Below are 18,167 nucleotides of genomic sequence, written 5' to 3'. Positions count from 1 at the left end.
GGTCGGGTCACTTGGCGAGGTCCCAGCCGAAGGCCGCGCTGCCCTTGAGGCCGGCGCCGGCGGCGGTGAGGGACGTGGCGCCGGTGGTGGTCAGGCCGGAGGCGGTGCCGCGCAGGTAGGTGACGGAGCCGTTGCTGTTCTCGTAGCCCGCGCCGGTCACCAGGTCGGCCTTGCCGTTCTTGTCGAGGTCGAGCAGCCGGACGCCCATGCCGAAGGCGTCGCCGCTCTCGGCGCCGCCGGGCACGCCCGCGGTGTTCTGGGTGTACGACTTGGCGCCGGTGGTGCTCAGACCGGAGGCCGAGCCGAACAGGACGGTCACCGAGCCGGCGTCGCGGGCCGAGCCGATGTCCTCGCCCCAGGCGCCGACGACGACGTCGGCGTACTTGTCGCCGTTGATGTCGCCGACGTCGACCGCGGAGCCGAACAGGTCGGCCTCCTCGTCGGTGCCGGGCACGCCCGGGGTGTCCTGGTGGACGACGGTGGGCGCCTGCTGCGGGTCGGGGCCGCCGGGGCCGCCGTACCAGACGGTGATGCGGCCGCCCTTGAGGGCGGCGGGGCCCGCGTAGTCGCCGAGGACGAGGTCGCCGTAGCCGTCGCCGTTGATGTCGCCGCTCGCGCCGAGGGTGCCGTCGGCCTTCGGCAGGGCCACCATGGCGTAGTCGGACTCGGGGTGCTGGTCCCAGCCGCCGAGGTCGTGGTGGAAGTAGCGGATGTCGCCGCCCGGGTCGCCGTCGTGCAGGAGCGGGTACACCCGCTCGGCCTTCCCGTCGCCGGTGAGGTCGCCCGCGACGACCTCGTACGTCGTGCCCGGCTCGTAGACGCCGGTGTGGCCGACCGGGGTGCCGGTGCGGGTGAAGGGGCCCTGGTAGAGGTGGGTGTGGGTCTGGCCGGTGGCGGTGACGTCCGTGTCGCCGTCGCCGTCGAAGTCGCCGGTGGCGAGGCCCCGCGAGTAGCCGCCCCACTCGCCGAGTTCCTCGGCCGGGGGCTGCGGCAGCGCCGAGCCGCCGGTCAGGCCCGCGGAACCGCCCCAGATGACGGTGGCGCTGCCGACGCCCTTGCGGGTGCCGATGCTCTCGAACTCGGAGCCCACGACGAGGTCGGCGTAGCCGTCCTTGTTGAGGTCGCCGGTGGCGAGGCTCGCGCCGAAGCGGTCGTCGGACTCGGCGGTGCCGGGGACGCCGGTGGAGTTCTGGGTGATCACGGCCTTCTTGGTGGCCGGAACGCCCGAGGACGAGCCGTACAGCACGACCACGGCACCGGCGCCGCTCGCCGAGCCGACGTCGGCGCCCATGGCGCCGATGGCGATGTCCCGGTAGCCGTCGCCGTTGAAGTCGCTCGCGAGCCCGGAGGGGGCGGCGACGGCGGGGGTCGCGGGCAGGGCGGTGAGCACGCCGGTGGTGAGGGCGGCGGCGATCACGAGAGTGCGCAAGACGGGACTCCAGTCGGGGGGCCCGCACGCGCGGTGCGGGCCCGAGGCTGTTCTGCGGTGGATCAGTGGGCTGTACGGCTGGTCAGTCGCTCTACGGCTGGTCAGTCGGCGAAGTTGGCGCCGAAGTACGGGGTGCCGGTCGTCGAGACGCCCGAGGTGCTCGGCGAGATGGTCCGGGAGCCGGTGGTGGTGATCTTCGTGCCGTCGGACGGCAGGTAGGTGACGGCGCCGTTGTAGGCGTTCTCGCCCGAGCCGACGGCCAGGTCGGCCTTGCCGTCACCGGTGAGGTCGTCGAGCTTGACGTCCAGGCCGAAGTAGTCGTTGTCCTCGTCGGTGCCGGGCACGCCCGCGGTGCTCTGGGCGAAGGACTGGGCGCCGGAGGTGGTGTTCAGGCCGTCGGCGGTGCCGTAGAGGACGGTGACCGAACCGGTGTTCGCGGCGGCGGCGATGTTCTCGCCCGCGACCCCGACGGCGAGGTCGAGGAAGCCGTCGCCGTTGACGTCGCCGAGGTCGAGCTCGTAGCCGAACCAGTCGTTGCCCTCGGCGGTGCCGGGGATATTGCCGGTGTCCTGGGTGATGCCGCTGGCGGTGCCGGGGCCGGTGGGCGTGCCGTACGTCACCCAGACCTTGCCGCCCTTGGCGGAGTCGGGGACGGTCATGCCGTTGCTGGTGGTGGGGTTCCAATAGGCGCCGCTGACGATGTCGCCGAAGCCGTCGCCGTCGATGTCGCCGATGGCGGTGATCACGCCGGGCTTGAGGGTCTTGATGCCGGCCGTGGACAGGCCGCCGGCGGTCCCGGGGAGGTAGTAGTTGCGGTTCCAGCCGTACTGGGTCTCGGTCTCGAAGCCGTCGACGACCAGGTCGGTGCGGCCGTCGCCGCTGACGTCGCCGGCGGTCAGGTTCAGCGGGCCGCCCGCGTCCGAGCCCATGATCGGGGGCTTGACGGTGGAGCGGCCGCCCGCGGTGCCGGAGGCGGAGAAGCCGCCCTTGAAGACGTGGAGGGTGGGGCCGTTGGTGCCGACGGCCAGGTCGGCCTTGCCGTCGCCGTCGAAGTCCCCGGCGGCAAGGTTCTTGCCCCAGCGGTCGTGCGACGAGGGGGCCGGGTCGGCGACGGTGACGCCCTTGCCGGTGATGCCGGAGGCCGAGCCCCACAGGATGGCCAGGCTGCCGCCGTCGGTGTCGCCGCCGATGTCCTCGCCGGCCGAGCCGACGGCGATGTCGTCGTAGCCGTCGCCGTTGAAGTCGGCGTAGGCGGTGTCTTGGCCGAAGCCGTCGCCGGCCTCGGCGGTGCCGGGGGTGCCGGTGGTGTTCTGGCTGATGGTGGCGCGCTTGGCGGACGAGACCCCGGCGGCGGAGCCGTAGAGGACGACCAGCTGGCCGGCGTCCTTCTTGCCGCCGACGGAAGCGCCGTCCGCGGAGAAGGCGAGGTCTCCGACCCCGTCGCCGTTGAAGTCGGCCTTGGCGACGGCGGTGGAGTCCGCGGCCGTCGCGGTGGCGGCCGTGAAGGTGAGCAGACCGCCCGTCAGAGCGGCGGCGGTGGCCGTCGCGAGGGCGAGTCGCAGCGTCTGGTGCATGCGGGTTCTCCTGCTGCATGCGGGGATGCCTGGCGGGGCATCCGCAGTCAATGGGGTGCGGCCGGTCGCGTTCGCCGGGAGTTGTCCCGGGTTTCACGTCTCGGTCGGCGATCAAGAGACCCGCACTGGTGCCCAAGGGTTGTACGTGAGTTCGGTAAATTTTTGAACCACCTGCGGCCGGAGTGTCGCGGGTTTCGCTCGGGTACGCCGCACCGCTGCCGCTAGGTACGCGTACTCATGTCCGGCCGCGCCCGCCGGGCCACTGTGGACCTCACCGCACCACGGACGACGACCACAGGGGACTGACTCACCATGCCGAAGGACTCCCGCCTGCGCAGACTGCTCGCGCTCGCCACCGACAACTGGCTCGCCCGGGGATACCTGGGCGTCTGCGCCGCCTCGCTCGGGGCCGCGATTCTCTTCCCGGAGAGCCTCTTCGCCTCGGCCCACCTGCTGCTCACGGCGCCGCTGTCCACCATGGTGATGGTCCTGCCCTTCGGCCCGGGCACCGAGGGCGGCGGACCGGCCCAGGTGCTCGCCCTGGCCTTCTCGGCCGGATGGCTGCTGCTGTCCGCGCTGGTCAACGCGGCCGCCGTGGGCGCGCTCAGCCGCCACATCCGCGACAGCCGCGCCGCCCGCCACGCGTGAACTCCGCGCCGGCCGCACCGCCGTACGACCGCGCCGGCAGCCCCACCGCACCGACCCCTCTCACGAAGGACACAGACATGGAGCGCTCCTCCCGCCCCCGCCGCCGCAGCCTGCGGACCCTGCTGGCCCCGGCGACCGACAACTGGTTCTCGCGCGGGTACCTCGCGCTGGTCGCGGCGTCGGTCGGGTTCTTCCTGTACGCCGCCTACCTCTCGCCGGACCCGGGCTTCGCCGCCATCTACCCGCTGATCACCACGGCGCCGTTCAGCTTCCTCGCCCTGCTGGTGACGACGCCCCTCCAGGCGGTGGAGTGGCTGAGCCCGGCCGTCTTCGGCGCGGCGACCGCGGCGGCCGGACTGGTCAACGCCACCGTGCTCGGCCTGCTGGTGCGCCGGGTGCGCGTCCCGCAGCCCCACGCGGCGGCCTGAGCGTCACTGGTACGGCTGCTGCTGCGGCTGGCCGTACGGCTGGGCGGTGCCCCCCGCACCCTGCGCCTGGAGCTGCTCGGCCTGTTCCTTCGTCAGCTTCTGCTCGGCGCCGCAGAAGGTGCACTGCGTCGAGTACTTCGTGGAGAACGGGAACAGCGGCACGAAGAACAGCGTGAACTTGGTGACCCGCTTGCGCAGCGTGTGCGCGGCGGGGTTGCCGCACTGGGCGCAGATCAGGGTGAGTATCGCCAGCTGGTACAGGTAGCCCTTGGTACCGAAGATGATCATGCGGCAGCCTTCCCGGATCGGTTCCTTGGTCCCAGTGTGGGCCATCACGGCAAACGCCCCCCACCCGGGCGGGCAGGGGGCGTCCGGCGTACCGCGGCCGTTACTTCACCGGCTCCGGCTCGGGCTCGCTCTCCGACTCCGCCGCGTCCTGCGGGTCGACCGGGGTCTTCACCGACTCCAGCAGGAGCTGGGCGACGTCGACGACCTGGATCGACTCCTTGGCCTTGCCGTCGTTCTTCTTGCCGTTGACCGAGTCGGTCAGCATCACCAGGCAGAACGGGCAGGCCGTCGAGACGATGTCCGGGTTCACGGACAGGGCCTCGTCCACGCGCTCGTTGTTGATGCGCTTGCCGATCCGCTCCTCCATCCACATCCGCGCGCCACCGGCGCCGCAGCAGAAGCCCCGCTCCTTGTGGCGGTGCATCTCCTCGTTGCGCAGGCCCGGGACGTTGGCGATGATCTCGCGCGGCGGCGTGTAGATCTTGTTGTGGCGGCCCAGGTAGCAGGGGTCGTGGTAGGTGATGATGCCCTCGACCGGGGTCACCGGGACCAGCTTGCCCTCGTCCACCAGGTGCTGCAGCAGCTGGGTGTGGTGGATGACCTCGTAGTCGCCGCCGAGCTGCGGGTACTCGTTGCCGAGCGTGTTGAGGCAGTGCGGGCAGGTGGCGACGATCTTCTTGGCCGACTTGGGCTTCTTGGTGCTCTCGTCCTCGTCGTCCTCGCCGAACGCCATGTTCAGCGCGGCGACGTTCTCCATGCCGAGCTCCTGGAACAAGGGCTCGTTGCCGAGGCGGCGGGCGGAGTCACCGGTGCACTTCTCGTCGCCGCCCATGATGGCGAAGGTGACGCCGGCCATGTGGAGGAGCTCGGCGAAGGCCTTGGTGGTCTTCTTGGCGCGGTCCTCGAGGGCGCCGGCGCAGCCCACCCAGTACAGGTACTCGACCTCGGACAGGTCCTCGATGTCCTTGCCGACGACCGGCACCTCGAAGTCGACTTCCTTCGTCCACTCCAGGCGCTGCTTCTTGGCCAGGCCCCAGGGGTTGCCCTTCTTCTCCAGGTTCTTGAGCATCGTGCCCGCCTCGGACGGGAACGCGGACTCGATCATCACCTGGTAGCGGCGCATGTCGACGATGTGGTCGATGTGCTCGATGTCCACCGGGCACTGCTCCACGCAGGCGCCGCAGGTGGTGCAGGACCACAGGACGTCCGGGTCGATGACGCCGTTCTCCTCGGCGGTGCCGATGAGGGGACGCTCGGCCTCGGCCAGCGCGGCGGCGGGCACCCCGGCCAGCTGCTCCTCGGACGCCTTCTCCTCGCCCTCCATGGTCTTGCCGCCGCCCGCGAGCAGGTACGGGGCCTTGGCGTGCGCGTGGTCGCGCAGCGACATGATGAGGAGCTTGGGGGAGAGCGGCTTGCCCGTGTTCCAGGCCGGGCACTGCGACTGGCAGCGGCCGCACTCGGTGCAGGTGGAGAAGTCCAGCAGGCCCTTCCAGGAGAACTGCTCGACCTGGGAGACGCCGAAGACGTCGTCCTCACCGGGGTCGGTGAAGTCGATCGGCTTGCCGCCGGAGGTCATCGGCAGCAGCGCGCCCAGCGAGGTGGCGCCGTCGGCGTTGCGCTTGAACCAGATGTTCGGGAAGGCGAGGAAGCGGTGCCAGGCCACGCCCATGTCGGTCTTCAGGGCGACCGTGATCATCCAGATGAAGGAGGCCGCGATCTTCAGGGCCGCGAAGAAGTAGGTGAGGTTCTGCAGCGTGGAGAGGTCCAGGCCCTCCAGGGCGGAGACCACGGGGTACGAGATGAAGAAGGACGCCTCGTAGCTGTCCACGTGGTGCTGGGCGCCCTCGAGCGCGTGCAGCATGAAGATGCAGACGCCGACGGTGAGGATGACCGCCTCGACGAAGTACGCCTGGCCCGTGTTGGAGCCCGCGAACCGGGACTTGCGGCCCGCCTTGCCCGGCCGCGACAGCTGCCGGATGACGATCAGCACCAGAATGCCGAGGACCGTCATGGTGCCGATGAACTCGACGAAGACGTTGTACGGCGCCCATTCGCCGATGACCGGGAGCAGCCAGTCGGCCTGGAAGAGCTGGCCGATGGCGTTCACGATGGTCAGCAGCAGCGTGTAGAAGCCGATCGCCACGAACCAGTGCGCGATGCCGACGACGCCCCAGCGGTTCATCCTGGTGTGGCCGAGGAACTCCTTGGCCACGGTGACGGTCCGCAGGACGGGGTCGTCGGTCCGGGCCCCGGCCGGGAGCGGCTGGCCCAGCATCATGAAGCGGACGATCTGCAGGATGGCACGGCCGAACAGGGCGACGCCGACTGCCATCAGGACCATCGACACGATGATCGCGGCGAGTTGCATTTCGGGGCTCCTCGGGCCTGCGAGGTTCTTCGGGGAGGACACTTAGCGGTATTACTAAGCGGTAACTTATGCAGTCCGTCTGAGACTACCCCCATCCTCCGTCGCACTGTAGTCAGCGCCTCGGTGATCTGTGTCGCTGAGGGTTGCCTTAAGAACCGATCGTGTTATTCACGCCAAATTAGTACATTCGGCACTAATTTAGGCCCGTGCTCTACGGGATCGCCGCCGCCACCGCCGCCCTGTTCCTCTCCGCCGTCCTCACCGGCCTGGTCCGGGCCCCCGCCCTGCGCCTGGGACTGCTGGACCGGCGGTGCCGACGGGCCCTGCCGCTGGGCGGCGGAACGGCCGTCGTGCTCGTCACCTGTCTGGTCGCGGCGGTGGGCGAGCGGACGGGCGTCGCCCCCCTCGGCTCCGGCATCCCCCGGCTGCTCGTCGCGGCCGCTGCGGTCGCCGTACTGGGCCTCGTCGCCGACGTACGGCGGGTCAAGGCGCGGTTCCTGGTGGGCGGTACGGCCGTGGCGGCGGCCTGCACGGTGCCGTACGAGCAGACCGGGGTGCTGGGCGGGCTGGCCGCCGTCGGCTGGATCGTGGGCGTGACGCTCGCCTTCCGCTCGCTGGACCACGCGGACGGGCTCGCCGGCACCGTGGGCGTGGTCACCGCCTTCGGGGTGGGCGCGTGCGCGGCGGCGGAGGTGATGGACGGGCTCGCGGTGCTGCTGAGCGTGCTGGCCGCCGCGCTGACGGGGTTCCTCATGCACAACTGGCCCCCCGCGCGCGTGGGACTCGGCTCCTGCGGCTCGCTGTTCGCCGGGTTCCTGCTCGCCTCGGCGGCGGTGCTGGCCCGTGCCGGGCACGAGGGCTCCTCCAGTGCGGGGGCGCTCTTCGCGCTCACCGCGGTGGCGAGCGCGGACGTCGTCCTGGTCGTCGCGGCGCGACGGCTCGCCGGGCGGCCGGTGCTGCGTCGCGGGCCCGACCATCTCGCCCACCGGCTGCGGCGGCTCGGGCTCACCGCGCAGGGGGCGGCCGTCGTGCTCGGCGCGGGCGGCTTCGGCGCGGTGGTCGTCGGGGTGCTGGTGCACCTGGGGTGGATCGCCGCGTCGGCGGCCCTGTGGGTGGGCGGCACCGCCTTGATCGTCGTACTCCTGCTGCTCATGGTGAAGCGGCCGCGGCCTCGGCCCACCGCATCTGTGCAGGTCAGGCCCCAGTTGCGTGTAAGGAACGGATAAGAGTTGAGCCCCGGTGGCTCAGGTCTGTTGACCGGGCGGGGCGACTGATGCACACTTGAGTCCGTTCCACTCAAGTCAGCTGGAGGATCAACCATGGCACGTGCGGTCGGCATCGACCTGGGCACGACTAACTCCGTCGTCAGCGTTCTGGAGGGCGGCGAGCCCACCGTCATCACCAACGCCGAGGGCGCCAGGACCACGCCGTCCGTCGTCGCCTTCGCCAAGAACGGTGAGGTGCTCGTCGGCGAGGTGGCCAAGCGTCAGGCGGTCACCAACGTGGACCGGACCATCCGGTCCGTGAAGCGCCACATGGGCACCGACTGGAAGATCGAGCTCGACGGGAAGCCCTTCAACCCGCAGCAGATCTCCGCCTTCATCCTGCAGAAGCTGAAGCGGGACGCCGAGGCCTACCTGGGCGAGAAGGTCACGGACGCGGTCATCACCGTCCCGGCGTACTTCAACGACTCCGAGCGCCAGGCGACGAAGGAGGCCGGCGAGATCGCCGGTCTGAACGTCCTGCGCATCGTGAACGAGCCCACCGCGGCCGCGCTCGCGTACGGCCTCGACAAGGACGACCAGACGATCCTCGTCTTCGACCTCGGTGGCGGCACCTTCGACGTGTCCCTCCTGGAGATCGGCGACGGCGTCGTCGAGGTGAAGGCCACCAACGGCGACAACCACCTCGGTGGTGACGACTGGGACCAGCGCGTCGTCGACTACCTGGTGCAGCAGTTCAAGTCCGGTCACGGCGTGGACCTCGCCAAGGACAAGATGGCCCTCCAGCGCCTCCGCGAGGCCGCCGAGAAGGCCAAGATCGAGCTGTCCTCCTCCACCGAGACCTCGATCAACCTGCCCTACATCACCGCCTCCGCCGAGGGCCCCCTGCACCTCGACGAGAAGCTGACCCGCGCCCAGTTCCAGCAGCTGACCGCGGACCTGCTGGAGCGCTGCAAGACGCCGTTCCACAACGTCATCAAGGACGCCGGGATCGCCCTCTCCGAGATCGACCACGTCGTTCTCGTCGGCGGCTCGACCCGCATGCCGGCCGTCGCCGAGCTCGTCAAGGAGCTGACCGGTGGCAACGAGGCCAACAAGGGCGTGAACCCGGACGAGGTCGTCGCCATCGGTGCCGCCCTCCAGGCCGGCGTCCTCAAGGGTGAGGTCAAGGACGTCCTGCTCCTCGACGTGACCCCGCTGTCCCTCGGCATCGAGACCAAGGGCGGCATCATGACCAAGCTGATCGAGCGCAACACCACGATCCCGACCAAGCGCTCCGAGATCTTCACGACGGCCGAGGACAACCAGCCGTCCGTGCAGATCCAGGTCTACCAGGGCGAGCGCGAGATCGCGGCGTACAACAAGAAACTCGGGATGTTCGAGCTGACCGGCCTGCCGCCCGCCCCGCGCGGTGTCCCGCAGATCGAGGTCGCCTTCGACATCGACGCCAACGGCATCATGCACGTGACCGCGAAGGACCTCGGCACGGGCAAGGAGCAGAAGATGACCGTCACCGGCGGCTCCTCTCTGCCGAAGGACGAAGTCGACCGCATGCGCCAGGAGGCCGAGCAGTACGCGGAGGAGGACCACAAGCGCCGCGAGGCCGCCGAGACCCGCAACCAGGGCGAGCAGCTCGTCTACCAGACCGAGAAGTTCCTCAAGGACAACGAGGACAAGGTCCCCGGCGAGATCAAGACCGAGGTCGAGGCCTCCGTCGAGGAGCTGAAGGCCGCGCTCAAGGGCGAGGACATCGCCGAGATCCGCACCGCCACCGAGAAGGTCGCCGCGGTCTCGCAGAAGCTCGGCCAGGCGATGTACGCCGACGCCCAGGGCGCCCAGGCCGCGGGCGGCGCGTCCGCCGGCGACGAGGCCCCGAAGGCCGATGACGATGTCGTCGACGCCGAGATCGTCGACGACGAGCGCAAGGACGGTGCCGCGTGACCGAGGAGACCCCGGGCTTCGAGGAGAAGCCCGACGTCCCCTCCGGCGCGACCCCCGACGACGCCGAGCCGCAGGCCGCCGCCCCGTCGAACGACGAGGGGGCGGCCCCGGCCGGGGACGCAGCACAGATCGCCGGTCTGACGGCCCAGCTGGACCAGGTGCGCAAGGCGCTCGAGGAGCGCACCGCGGACCTCCAGCGGCTCCAGGCCGAGTTCCAGAACTACCGCCGCCGCGTGGAGCGGGACCGGATTACGGTGCGGGAGATCGCCGTCGCGAACCTCCTGACCGAGCTCCTGCCCGTGCTCGACGACATCGGCCGCGCCCGGGAGCACGGCGAGCTCGTCGGCGGATTCAAGTCCGTCGCGGAGTCGCTGGAGACCGTCGCGGCGAAGATGGGTCTGCAGCAGTTCGGCAAGGAGGGCGAGCCCTTCGACCCGACGATCCACGAGGCGCTGATGCACAGCTACGCGCCGGATGTCACCGAGACGACCTGCGTCGCGATCCTCCAGCCGGGGTATCGCATCGGCGAGCGCACCATCCGCCCCGCGCGGGTGGCCGTCGCCGAACCGCAGCCGGGCGCGCAGACGGTGAAGGCCGAGGAGGCGTCCGAGGCCGGCGAGGAGAAGGACAGCAGCTCTGAAGAGGGCTGATCACGGGAAGGAGGGACGTCGGGGATGAGCACCAAGGACTTCATCGAGAAGGACTACTACAAGGTCCTCGGCGTCCCCAAGGACGCCACCGAGGCCGAGATCAAGAAGGCGTACCGGAAACTCGCCCGCGAGTTCCACCCGGACGCCAACAAGGGCAACACCAAGGCCGAGGAGCGCTTCAAGGAGATCTCCGAGGCGAACGACGTCCTCGGCGACCCCAAGAAGCGCAAGGAGTACGACGAGGCGCGCGCCCTCTTCGGCAACGGCGGGTTCCGGCCGGGGCCGGGAGCGAGCGGCGGCTCGTTCAACTTCGACCTGGGCGACCTCTTCGGAGGCGCCGCCCAGGGCGGCCAGGGAGCCGGCGGCTTCGGCGGCGGACTCGGTGACGTCTTCGGGGGCCTGTTCAACCGGGGCGGCACGGGTACCACCCGGGTCCAGCCCCGGCGCGGCCAGGACATCGACACCGAGGTGACGCTCACCTTCACCGAGGCGATCGAGGGCGCGACCGTGCCGCTCAGGATGTCCTCGCAGTCTCCGTGCAAGGCCTGTTCGGGCACCGGCGACAAGAACGGCAACCCGCGGGTGTGCCCGACCTGCGTCGGCACCGGCCAGGTGGCGAGGGGTTCCGGCGGCGGGTTCTCGCTGACCGACCCCTGCCCGGACTGCAAGGGCCGCGGCCTGATCGCGGAGACTCCCTGCGAGATCTGCAAGGGCAGCGGCCGCGCGAAGTCGTCGCGGACCATGCAGGTGCGCATCCCGGCCGGGGTGAGCGACAACCAGCGCATCCGGCTGCGCGGCAAGGGCGCGCCCGGTGAGCGGGGCGGCCCGGCCGGAGACCTGTACGTCACGGTGCACGTGGACACCCACCCGGTGTTCGGCCGCAAGGGTGACAACCTCACGGTGACCGTCCCGGTGACGTACCCGGAGGCGGCCCTCGGCGGCGAGGTCAGGGTGCCCACCCTGGGCGGGCCGCCGGTCACCCTGAAGCTGCCGCCCGGCACCCCCAACGGCCGCACCATGCGCGCCCGGGGCAAGGGCGCGGTCCGCAAGGACGGCACCCGCGGGGACCTGCTGGTCACCGTCGAGGTGAGTGTCCCCAAGGACCTGACGGGGAAGGCTCGTGACGCACTGGAGGCGTATCGCGAGGCGACCGCGGGTGAGGATCCGCGGGCGGAGCTGTTCCAGTCCGCGAAGGGAGCTTGATGCCAGATGGACGGCCGTCGACGCAACCCGTATGAGCTGACCGAGGAGACCCCGGTCTACGTCATCTCGGTGGCGGCCCAGCTCTCCGGTCTGCACCCGCAGACGCTGCGCCAGTACGACCGGCTCGGCCTCGTCTCCCCGGACCGCACCGCCGGACGGGGCCGGCGCTACTCGGCCCGCGACATCGAACTGCTCCGCCAGGTGCAGCAGTTGTCGCAGGACGAGGGCATCAACCTGGCCGGCATCAAGCGGATCATCGAGCTGGAGAACCAGGTGGCGGCCCTGCAGAACCGGGTCGCCGAACTCCAGTCCGCTCTGGACGGCGCGGCCACGGCGATGCAGCAGCGGGAGGCGGCGGTGCACGCCTCCTACCGCCGCGATCTGGTGCCGTACCAGGAGGTCCAGCAGACCAGCGCGCTGGTGGTGTGGCGGCCCAAGCGGCAGCAGTCGGACTGAAGACGGAGCAGGAGGAACCGGGCCCACCGATGTGGTGGGCCCGGTTTTCTCATGCCGCCGGGTCGGGCGTCGTCAGGTCGAGCTCGGTGGCGACGACGATCTGCGCCTCGCCGGTCCACTGGAAGGAGGAGTTCCCGTCGTCGTCCACGGCGTCGACGATGAAGCAGGACTCCTCGCCGTCCGGGACGGTCTCGTACCTGTACGAGGTGGTGTCGGCGGACACGTAGTAGCCCGGGTAGAGGGAGCACACGCGCTGCTCCTCGTCGCCCCACAGCTCACCCCGGCGGACGACGTAACGCGCCAGATCGGGCGTGGGATTGGGGTCCCAGCTGATGTGGAAGCCGTACTCGGTCGGGACGACGGTCACCCCGGTCACCGCGGACGGCGGGGTGAGGTCGGGGCCCTCGCCGCTGACGGCCGCGGACCGCGCGGACTCGTTGCCCGCCGCGTCGAGCGAGCTCACCCGGTAGTAGTAGGTGGCGTCCGCCGCGGTCGAGGTGTCCACGAAGGAGCCCTCGGCAGTGGCGCCGACCCGCGTGTACGTCCCGTCCGCCGTCGTCGCCCGGTACACCCGGTAGGAGGCAGCTCCCGTGACGGTGGTCCACCTGACCCGGAGCCCGTCCATCTCGGAAGCGGTGCTCAGTCCGCCCGGCACGCCGGGCGCCGTCCGGTCGGCGGTGGTCACGGGCAGGGCCGCCGTGCCCGGGGACTCGTTGCCGGCCTTGTCGTAGGCGCGGACCGAGTACTCGTAGGCGGCGCCGGTGAGCGGGAGGGAGGAGTCGGTGTACGAGACCGACGTCGTCGTCGCCAGCGGGGTGGTGGGGTACGCACCGCCCTTGGCGCGCCGGTAGATCCGGTACCCCGCGAGGTCCATCTCCCTGTTCTTCGCCCAGGCCAGCTCGGCCTTGCCGGTGGCCTGGTCGTACGTCGCCGAGGCGCCCGTGGGGGTGAGGGGCTTGACCTGGTCGACGGTCGCCGAGGTGCGCGGGGTGTAGCCGAACCTGACCTTGGCGGAGCCGGTCCAGTTGACGTAGTCGACGCGCAGGGTGTGCTTGCCCTTGGGGACGGTGACGTTGACGGACTTGGAGACGGTGGTGGAGGTGTTCGTCCACAGGCTGAGCTTGCGGGCGTTCTCGGTGCCCGGGTCCAGGTAGACCCGGATGCCGTCGAGTCCGGAGGCGCTGAGGGTGAACGGCCCTCCGGAGCCGAAGTCGCGCGTCACCGTCCAGCGGACGCCGAAGTTGTTCGACGGCAGTCCGGACGCGGGGGCGCCCGTGCCCCAGTTCTGGTCGATCACGCTGTCACAGTCCGTCTTCTTCGGGGTGCCGGAGAAGGTGGTGTTCGCGTAGAACGTCCGCTTGAAGACGGGGGAGGTGCAACTGACCGCCGCGGAGGCGGGGGTGGCGACGGCGGCGAGCAGGCCGGCCGCGGTGGCGAGCACGGTTGCGGCGGCCGTGCTTCTGGCTGGGTTCATTCGGTCCTCTGAGGTAAAGCAGCCATGGGAAAGCTGTCGTGATCACGACGCGCGAGGAGGGTGGTTGGTTGTACGGAGGTGTCGTAACGGCTGTTTGGAGAGGGTTCCGCCATACCTTCACAAGCCAAGCGGAGCGTGGTGTTGCGCAGTCGTTAAGTGATTCCGCTTGACGCGGCATGGCACCGCCGCGTTGGCTTTTCAGTCACCTGGGTCGCAATGCTGCGCCCTCGTCCGGAAGGCACCAGAAGTGAGCTCCCCAATGCGTCGTACCGCCATATGTCTGGCCGCGTCCTCGATGGCCCTCTCGCTCTCCGCCTGCGGAGCCCTGGGAGTGTCGGGTGACAGCGCCGACGCGAGCCCGACCAAGGGGAACGACATCACGGTGGGCCTCCTCCTGCCGGAGAAGGCCAACACCCGCTACGACAAGTTCGACCACCCCATCATCCGGGCCAAGGTGGCCGAGCTCACCGACAACAAGGGCCAGGTCGCGTACGCCAACGCCGACGCCAGCGCGGCCACGCAGAGCCGGCAGATGCAGAAGATGATCGAGGACGAGGTCGACGTCATCCTGCTGGACGCGGTGGACTCCCGGGCCATCGCGGCCGACGTGCAGAAGGCCAAGGACGCCGGCATCCCGGTCATCGCCTACGACCGCCTGGCCGAGGGCCCGATCGACGCGTACATCTCCTTCGACAACGAACTCGTCGGCGAGGTGCAGGGCCGCTCCCTGATGGCCGAGCTCGGCGGTGACGTCGACACCTCGACGAAGATCGTCATGGTGAACGGCTCGCCCACCGACCCGAACGCCAAGCAGTTCAAGGCGGGCGCGCTCTCCGAGCTGCAGGGTCAGGTGACGATCGCCAAGTCCTACGACACCAAGGACTGGAAGCCGGAGAACGCCGAGGCCAACATGGCCGAGGCGATCGAGGAGATCGGCGCGGGCAACATCGCGGCCGTCTACTCCGCCAACGACGGCATGGCCGGCGGTGTCATCAAGGCCCTGGAGGCCGCGGGCGTCACCGAGCTGCCGCCGATCACCGGCCAGGACGCCGAACTCGACGCCGTGCAGCGGATCGTCACCGGCGAGCAGTACATGAGCGTGTACAAGTCCTACCCGGAGGAGGCCGAGGCCGCCGCCGAGATGGCCGTGGCCAGGATCCAGGGCAAGGACATCAAGTTCGACTCCCTCACCGCGGACCGCGTCGACAGCCCCACCACCCAGGACATCCCCGCCCAGCTCGTCCCCGTGGTCGCGCTGACCCGGGCGAACATCAAGGACACCGTCGTCGAGGACGGCATCTACAAGCTCTCCGAGATCTGCGCCGCCAAGTACGAGGCGGCGTGCGAGGAGATCGGGCTCAAGTAACCACCGCCGGGACCGCCGGGGCGTGTTGCGGACCACGTCCCGTCCGCGCATAGTTTGCGCTGCGGAAGACGCTGGAACCGGGGGTGGGATGGACGATGGCCGGGCACGGGACGGACGGGCATCCACACGGTGCTGACCGACTGTGCGAGGCCGGGGATCGGGTGTATTCCCGGGCCGTACGGCGCGGCCGTGTGCCTCGCGAGGACGCGGAGCAAGTGCCCTGCCTGCTCGAACTGGCGCTGCTGCACCCGGACCCCGACGACATGGCCTGGCTGGTGCCGACCTCTCCGCAGGAGGTCATGACCCGGCTGCTGCGCGGGGTGTACGACGAGGTCAGCACGAGCCAGCGGCGGATGGGCTCGGCGGTCGCCGCCTTCGAGTGGTACGCGGGGCTCGGCCCGCAGCCGCAGAACGGCCCCGCGGAGGGCAGCGCGATCCGCGTCCTGGACGGGCTCTCCCGGATCCAGGCCGCGATGGACGAGGCCACCGACGCCTGCACCACCGAGGTGCTCACCGTGCAGCCGGGCGGCATCCGGCCCGAGCACGAGCTGACCGAGGGCATGCACCGCGCGACGGCCCTGCGCGCCCGCGGGGTGCGGATGCGCGATCTGTACACGCATGTGGCCCGGCACGGGCAGGGGTTGCTCAACTACCTGGAGCTGATGGGCGAGACGGTCGAGGCGCGCACCCTGGAGGAGGTCATCGACCGGCTGATCCTCTTCGACCGCACGGTGGCCTTCATCCCCGCCAACGCCGACCGCACGGTCGCCCTGGAGCTGCGCCATCCCGCGCTCGTGCAGTACCTGGTGACGGTCTTCGAGCGGCTGTGGCGCCTGGCGATCCCGCTCACCGCGCCGCTGCCCGAGACCGGCATCGAGGGCATCTCCTACCGGGAGCGGTCCATCGCCGCCCTGCTCGCCGAGGGCCACCAGGACGCGGTGATCGCCGAGCGCCTCGGCATCAGTGTCCGCACCTGCCGCGCCCACATCGCGCGGCTGTCGGAGACGCTCGGCGCGGCCAGCCGTACCCAGCTCGGCGTCCGCATCGCCCAGGCCGGTCTGGACGGGCCGCCCCGGCCGGGCGGCCACGAACCGGTCAGCCTTCCTGACGTTCCCGGCCGAGAATCCCCGACTGTCCGATGAGGTAGCCGAGCTGGGCCCGGCTCTCGCTGCCGAGCGTCGCCGCGAGCTTGGCGATGTGCACTCGGGCGGTACGGACGTTCATGCCGAGCCGGTCCGCGATGACGGTGTCGGTGTGGCCCTCCACCAGGAGCCGGGCGATGGCGCGCTGGCGCGGGGTGATGCCGTTGAGCGTCGGCTGCTGGACCGCCTCGGGGTACATCGGCGTCGCCAGGTGCCACAGCCGGTCGAAGGTGGTGGCGAAGTAGGAGATCAGGGCCGGGTGGCGGATCTCCAGGGCGTGGGTGGCGTCGGCGTTGGCGGGGATGAAGGCCACCGTGCGGTCGACGCAGATCAGCCGGTCGGTGACCTCGTCCAGGGTGCGCGCCTCGACATCGCCCACCAGATCCTCGTAACGCGCCATGACCTGGGGGGAGTGGCGCAGGGTGTGCGGGTAGAGGGTGCGGATGCGGCCGCCGCGGTCGAGCAGGTCCTGGTCGCGGGCCATCGCGGCGAGGTGGGTGGCGGGGTTGGTGCGGGAGCCGTAACTGGTGTGCGGCTGGATGCTGAGCACTTCGCGCTCGGCCTCGGCCATGGCCTCGGTGAGGACGTCGTTGATGCGCCGCTTGCCGCCGATCACCTCGATCAGCGGCTGCTGGTCGTCGGCCGCGCGCCGGCCGTCGATCCGCATCCACGCCTCGAAGGTCTCCGCGAGGGCCAGTTCGCGCCGGCGTTCCTCGGCGACGCGTTCCGCGGAGGAGCGCAGCAGCCGGTGCAGGGCGGTGGCCGGGGCGACCGGCTCCAGCAGGCCCATGTCCCCCACGGTCGGCTGGAGCAGCCCCGCATCGACCAGGCAAGGGGCCTGGGCGGCCTCCTGAGCGCCTACCGGGCCGTGCCGCAGGGCGTACTCGTACAGGCGTGCGCCGGGCGCGCACAGCTCGTCCACGCCGTGTTCGGGGTGCCCGGTGCCGCTCACTGCTCGCGGTCCAGGATTCCGGACTGTGCGATGAGGTAGCCGAGCTGGGCCCGGCTGCCGCTGCCGAGGGCGTTGGCGAGCTTGGCTATGTGGGCCCGGCAGGTGCGGACGTTCATGCCGAGGCGCCGGGCGATGGCCTCGTCGACATGGCCCTCCACCAGCAGCTTGGCGATGGAGTGCTGGATGTCGGTGATGCCGTCCGGGTCGGTCTCGTAGGGGGCGCCGGCGCTCAGCGGGACCGCGCGGCTCCACATGAACTCGAACACCTTGATGAGGTAGCCCACGAGCCCGGGGTGGCGCAGTTCCAGGGCGACCTGGCGGTCGTCCCGGATGGGGATGAAGGCGACCGCCTCGTCGCAGATGATCAGCCGCTCCACCAGCTCGTCGATGGTGCGGTACTCCGCCTTGCCGTCGGCGAAGTGGTCGACCCAGGCGAGCCGTTCCGGGCTGTAGCGGGCGGTGTGCTGGTACAGGGTGCGGATCCGCACCCCGCGCTCGATCAGCAGCTTGTCCCGCTCCAGCGCCTCGACGAGCCGGCGCTCGGGGTGCCGGTGGCTGGGCTGGACGGTGAGCATCTCGTTCTGGCACTGGGCGATGGCGAGGTCGAGCGCGGCGTTGATGCGATCGAGGCCCTCCAATACGGTGATGGAGTGCGTGGACGCCGCGCCCTGGGCGCTGAGGGCCATGAACGGCTCGAAAGCGTGGGCCAGTTCGATCGAGAGCCTGCGGTGCTCGGTGATCTCCCGTTCTATGGGATTCAGCCGCTGTGCCAGGGCGACCGCGGGCGGAACCGGGCGCAGCCAGCTCGCGTCGTCGGGATCGGGGTGGAGCAGGGCGAACTCCATCAGGCACGGGGCGGACTCCGCGTCCGAGCGGGCGATACGTCCCATGCGCAATGCGTTCGCGTAAAGACGACCGCCTTCCTCGCACAGCTCCGTCACAGCGTGGGGATGCGTCGCTTTAGTCCGATTCATTGCTAAATCTCCACCCCCCAGGGTCCTGAACATGCAGGAACATGATGCACC

The 18,167-nt window shown here is 70.5% G+C and carries 16 protein-coding genes; 9 read left to right on the top strand and 7 right to left on the bottom strand.

Going from position 1 to position 18,167, the window contains the following annotated elements:
* Positions 1-7 precede the first annotated feature (7 nt).
* Both M8H82_RS27525 and M8H82_RS27520 read right to left on the bottom strand, forming a co-directional pair.
* Positions 8-1,429 (bottom strand): FG-GAP-like repeat-containing protein, encoded by a 1,422-nt coding sequence (locus M8H82_RS27525; protein ID WP_250077756.1) that lies wholly within the window; start codon positions 1,427-1,429, stop codon positions 8-10.
* A gap of 101 nt (positions 1,430-1,530) precedes the next feature.
* Positions 1,531-3,003 carry an FG-GAP and VCBS repeat-containing protein gene (locus M8H82_RS27520; RefSeq protein WP_250077755.1) on the bottom strand — a complete coding sequence of 491 codons (1,473 nt, stop codon included), beginning with the start codon at positions 3,001-3,003 and terminating at the stop codon, positions 1,531-1,533.
* 312 nt (positions 3,004-3,315) lie between these two features.
* Here M8H82_RS27520 and M8H82_RS27515 point away from each other — a divergent pair, with 312 nt between their 5' ends.
* Together M8H82_RS27515 and M8H82_RS27510 are read left to right on the top strand one after the other, a co-directional pair.
* A complete protein-coding gene (locus tag M8H82_RS27515; protein ID WP_250077754.1) occupies positions 3,316-3,651 on the top strand; it encodes an SCO4225 family membrane protein in 336 nt (111 codons plus the stop codon).
* A gap of 77 nt (positions 3,652-3,728) precedes the next feature.
* Positions 3,729-4,079: an SCO4225 family membrane protein gene (locus M8H82_RS27510; RefSeq protein ID WP_250077753.1), complete on the top strand. Its 351-nt coding sequence runs from the start codon at positions 3,729-3,731 to the stop codon at positions 4,077-4,079.
* 3 nt (positions 4,080-4,082) lie between these two features.
* Here the strand turns inward: M8H82_RS27510 and M8H82_RS27505 are convergent, their stop codons facing one another.
* Positions 4,083-4,367 (bottom strand): zinc-ribbon domain-containing protein, encoded by a 285-nt coding sequence (locus M8H82_RS27505; RefSeq protein WP_250077752.1) that lies wholly within the window; start codon positions 4,365-4,367, stop codon positions 4,083-4,085.
* A gap of 100 nt (positions 4,368-4,467) precedes the next feature.
* A complete protein-coding gene (locus tag M8H82_RS27500) occupies positions 4,468-6,735 on the bottom strand; it encodes a (Fe-S)-binding protein (RefSeq protein WP_250077751.1) in 2,268 nt (755 codons plus the stop codon).
* Positions 6,736-6,941: 206 nt separating this feature from the next.
* Here M8H82_RS27500 and M8H82_RS27495 point away from each other — a divergent pair, with 206 nt between their 5' ends.
* The 5 genes from M8H82_RS27495 (at position 6,942) to M8H82_RS27475 (ending at position 12,208) form a co-directional block, all read left to right on the top strand.
* Complete coding sequence (locus M8H82_RS27495; protein WP_250077750.1) at positions 6,942-7,961, top strand: MraY family glycosyltransferase; 1,020 nt, start codon at positions 6,942-6,944, stop codon at positions 7,959-7,961.
* Between the two features lie 93 nt (positions 7,962-8,054).
* A complete protein-coding gene (dnaK, locus tag M8H82_RS27490) occupies positions 8,055-9,899 on the top strand; it encodes a molecular chaperone DnaK (RefSeq protein WP_250077749.1) in 1,845 nt (614 codons plus the stop codon).
* Positions 9,896-10,549 (top strand): nucleotide exchange factor GrpE, encoded by a 654-nt coding sequence (gene grpE / locus M8H82_RS27485; protein ID WP_250077748.1) that lies wholly within the window; start codon positions 9,896-9,898, stop codon positions 10,547-10,549. The genes dnaK and grpE overlap by 4 nt, the downstream gene beginning before the upstream one ends.
* Positions 10,550-10,573: 24 nt before the next feature.
* A complete protein-coding gene (gene dnaJ / locus M8H82_RS27480) occupies positions 10,574-11,752 on the top strand; it encodes a molecular chaperone DnaJ (protein ID WP_250077747.1) in 1,179 nt (392 codons plus the stop codon).
* A 6-nt stretch (positions 11,753-11,758) separates the two neighbouring features.
* Entirely contained in the window at positions 11,759-12,208 is a 450-nt protein-coding gene (locus M8H82_RS27475; RefSeq protein ID WP_250077746.1) for a heat shock protein transcriptional repressor HspR, read from the top strand.
* A gap of 49 nt (positions 12,209-12,257) precedes the next feature.
* Here M8H82_RS27475 and M8H82_RS27470 read toward each other — a convergent pair whose 3' ends face one another.
* Positions 12,258-13,682, bottom strand: coding sequence for a fibronectin type III domain-containing protein (locus M8H82_RS27470; protein WP_250077745.1), 1,425 nt, complete (start codon positions 13,680-13,682; stop codon positions 12,258-12,260).
* A gap of 259 nt (positions 13,683-13,941) precedes the next feature.
* Here M8H82_RS27470 and M8H82_RS27465 point away from each other — a divergent pair, with 259 nt between their 5' ends.
* A complete protein-coding gene (locus M8H82_RS27465) occupies positions 13,942-15,048 on the top strand; it encodes a substrate-binding domain-containing protein (protein WP_250077744.1) in 1,107 nt (368 codons plus the stop codon).
* A 95-nt stretch (positions 15,049-15,143) separates the two neighbouring features.
* Positions 15,144-16,190, top strand: coding sequence for a LuxR C-terminal-related transcriptional regulator (locus M8H82_RS27460; RefSeq protein ID WP_250077743.1), 1,047 nt, complete (start codon positions 15,144-15,146; stop codon positions 16,188-16,190).
* Here M8H82_RS27460 and M8H82_RS27455 read toward each other — a convergent pair.
* A complete protein-coding gene (locus M8H82_RS27455) occupies positions 16,144-17,142 on the bottom strand; it encodes a helix-turn-helix transcriptional regulator (protein WP_250077742.1) in 999 nt (332 codons plus the stop codon). The two genes, M8H82_RS27460 and M8H82_RS27455, sit on opposite strands and share 47 nt — an antisense overlap.
* Positions 17,139-18,149 (bottom strand): helix-turn-helix transcriptional regulator, encoded by a 1,011-nt coding sequence (locus M8H82_RS27450; protein WP_250077741.1) that lies wholly within the window; start codon positions 18,147-18,149, stop codon positions 17,139-17,141. Before M8H82_RS27450 ends, M8H82_RS27455 begins: the two co-directional genes overlap by 4 nt.
* Between the last annotated feature and the right edge of the window lie 18 nt (positions 18,150-18,167).

The sequence above is a fragment of the Streptomyces sp. YS415 genome (assembly GCF_023544665.1).
GTDB lineage: Bacteria > Actinomycetota > Actinomycetes > Streptomycetales > Streptomycetaceae > Streptomyces.
This window is presented reverse-complemented; position numbering and strand designations above follow the sequence as displayed.

Excerpts from the sequence above, each read along its gene's own strand:
- dnaK (WP_250077749.1), top strand. The coding sequence starts at position 8,055 with ATGGCACGTGCGGTCGGCATCGACCTGGGCACGACTAACTCCGTCGTC.
- M8H82_RS27510 (WP_250077753.1), top strand. The coding sequence starts at position 3,729 with ATGGAGCGCTCCTCCCGCCCCCGCCGCCGCAGCCTGCGGACCCTGCTG.
- M8H82_RS27470 (WP_250077745.1), bottom strand. The coding sequence starts at position 13,682 with ATGAACCCAGCCAGAAGCACGGCCGCCGCAACCGTGCTCGCCACCGCG.
- M8H82_RS27515 (WP_250077754.1), top strand. The coding sequence starts at position 3,316 with ATGCCGAAGGACTCCCGCCTGCGCAGACTGCTCGCGCTCGCCACCGAC.
- M8H82_RS27500 (WP_250077751.1), bottom strand. The coding sequence starts at position 6,735 with ATGCAACTCGCCGCGATCATCGTGTCGATGGTCCTGATGGCAGTCGGC.
- M8H82_RS27505 (WP_250077752.1), bottom strand. The coding sequence starts at position 4,367 with ATGATCATCTTCGGTACCAAGGGCTACCTGTACCAGCTGGCGATACTC.
- M8H82_RS27520 (WP_250077755.1), bottom strand. The coding sequence starts at position 3,003 with ATGCACCAGACGCTGCGACTCGCCCTCGCGACGGCCACCGCCGCCGCT.
- M8H82_RS27465 (WP_250077744.1), top strand. The coding sequence starts at position 13,942 with ATGCGTCGTACCGCCATATGTCTGGCCGCGTCCTCGATGGCCCTCTCG.
- dnaJ (WP_250077747.1), top strand. The coding sequence starts at position 10,574 with ATGAGCACCAAGGACTTCATCGAGAAGGACTACTACAAGGTCCTCGGC.
- M8H82_RS27450 (WP_250077741.1), bottom strand. The coding sequence starts at position 18,149 with ATGTTCAGGACCCTGGGGGGTGGAGATTTAGCAATGAATCGGACTAAA.
- M8H82_RS27460 (WP_250077743.1), top strand. The coding sequence starts at position 15,144 with ATGGCCGGGCACGGGACGGACGGGCATCCACACGGTGCTGACCGACTG.
- M8H82_RS27475 (WP_250077746.1), top strand. The coding sequence starts at position 11,759 with ATGGACGGCCGTCGACGCAACCCGTATGAGCTGACCGAGGAGACCCCG.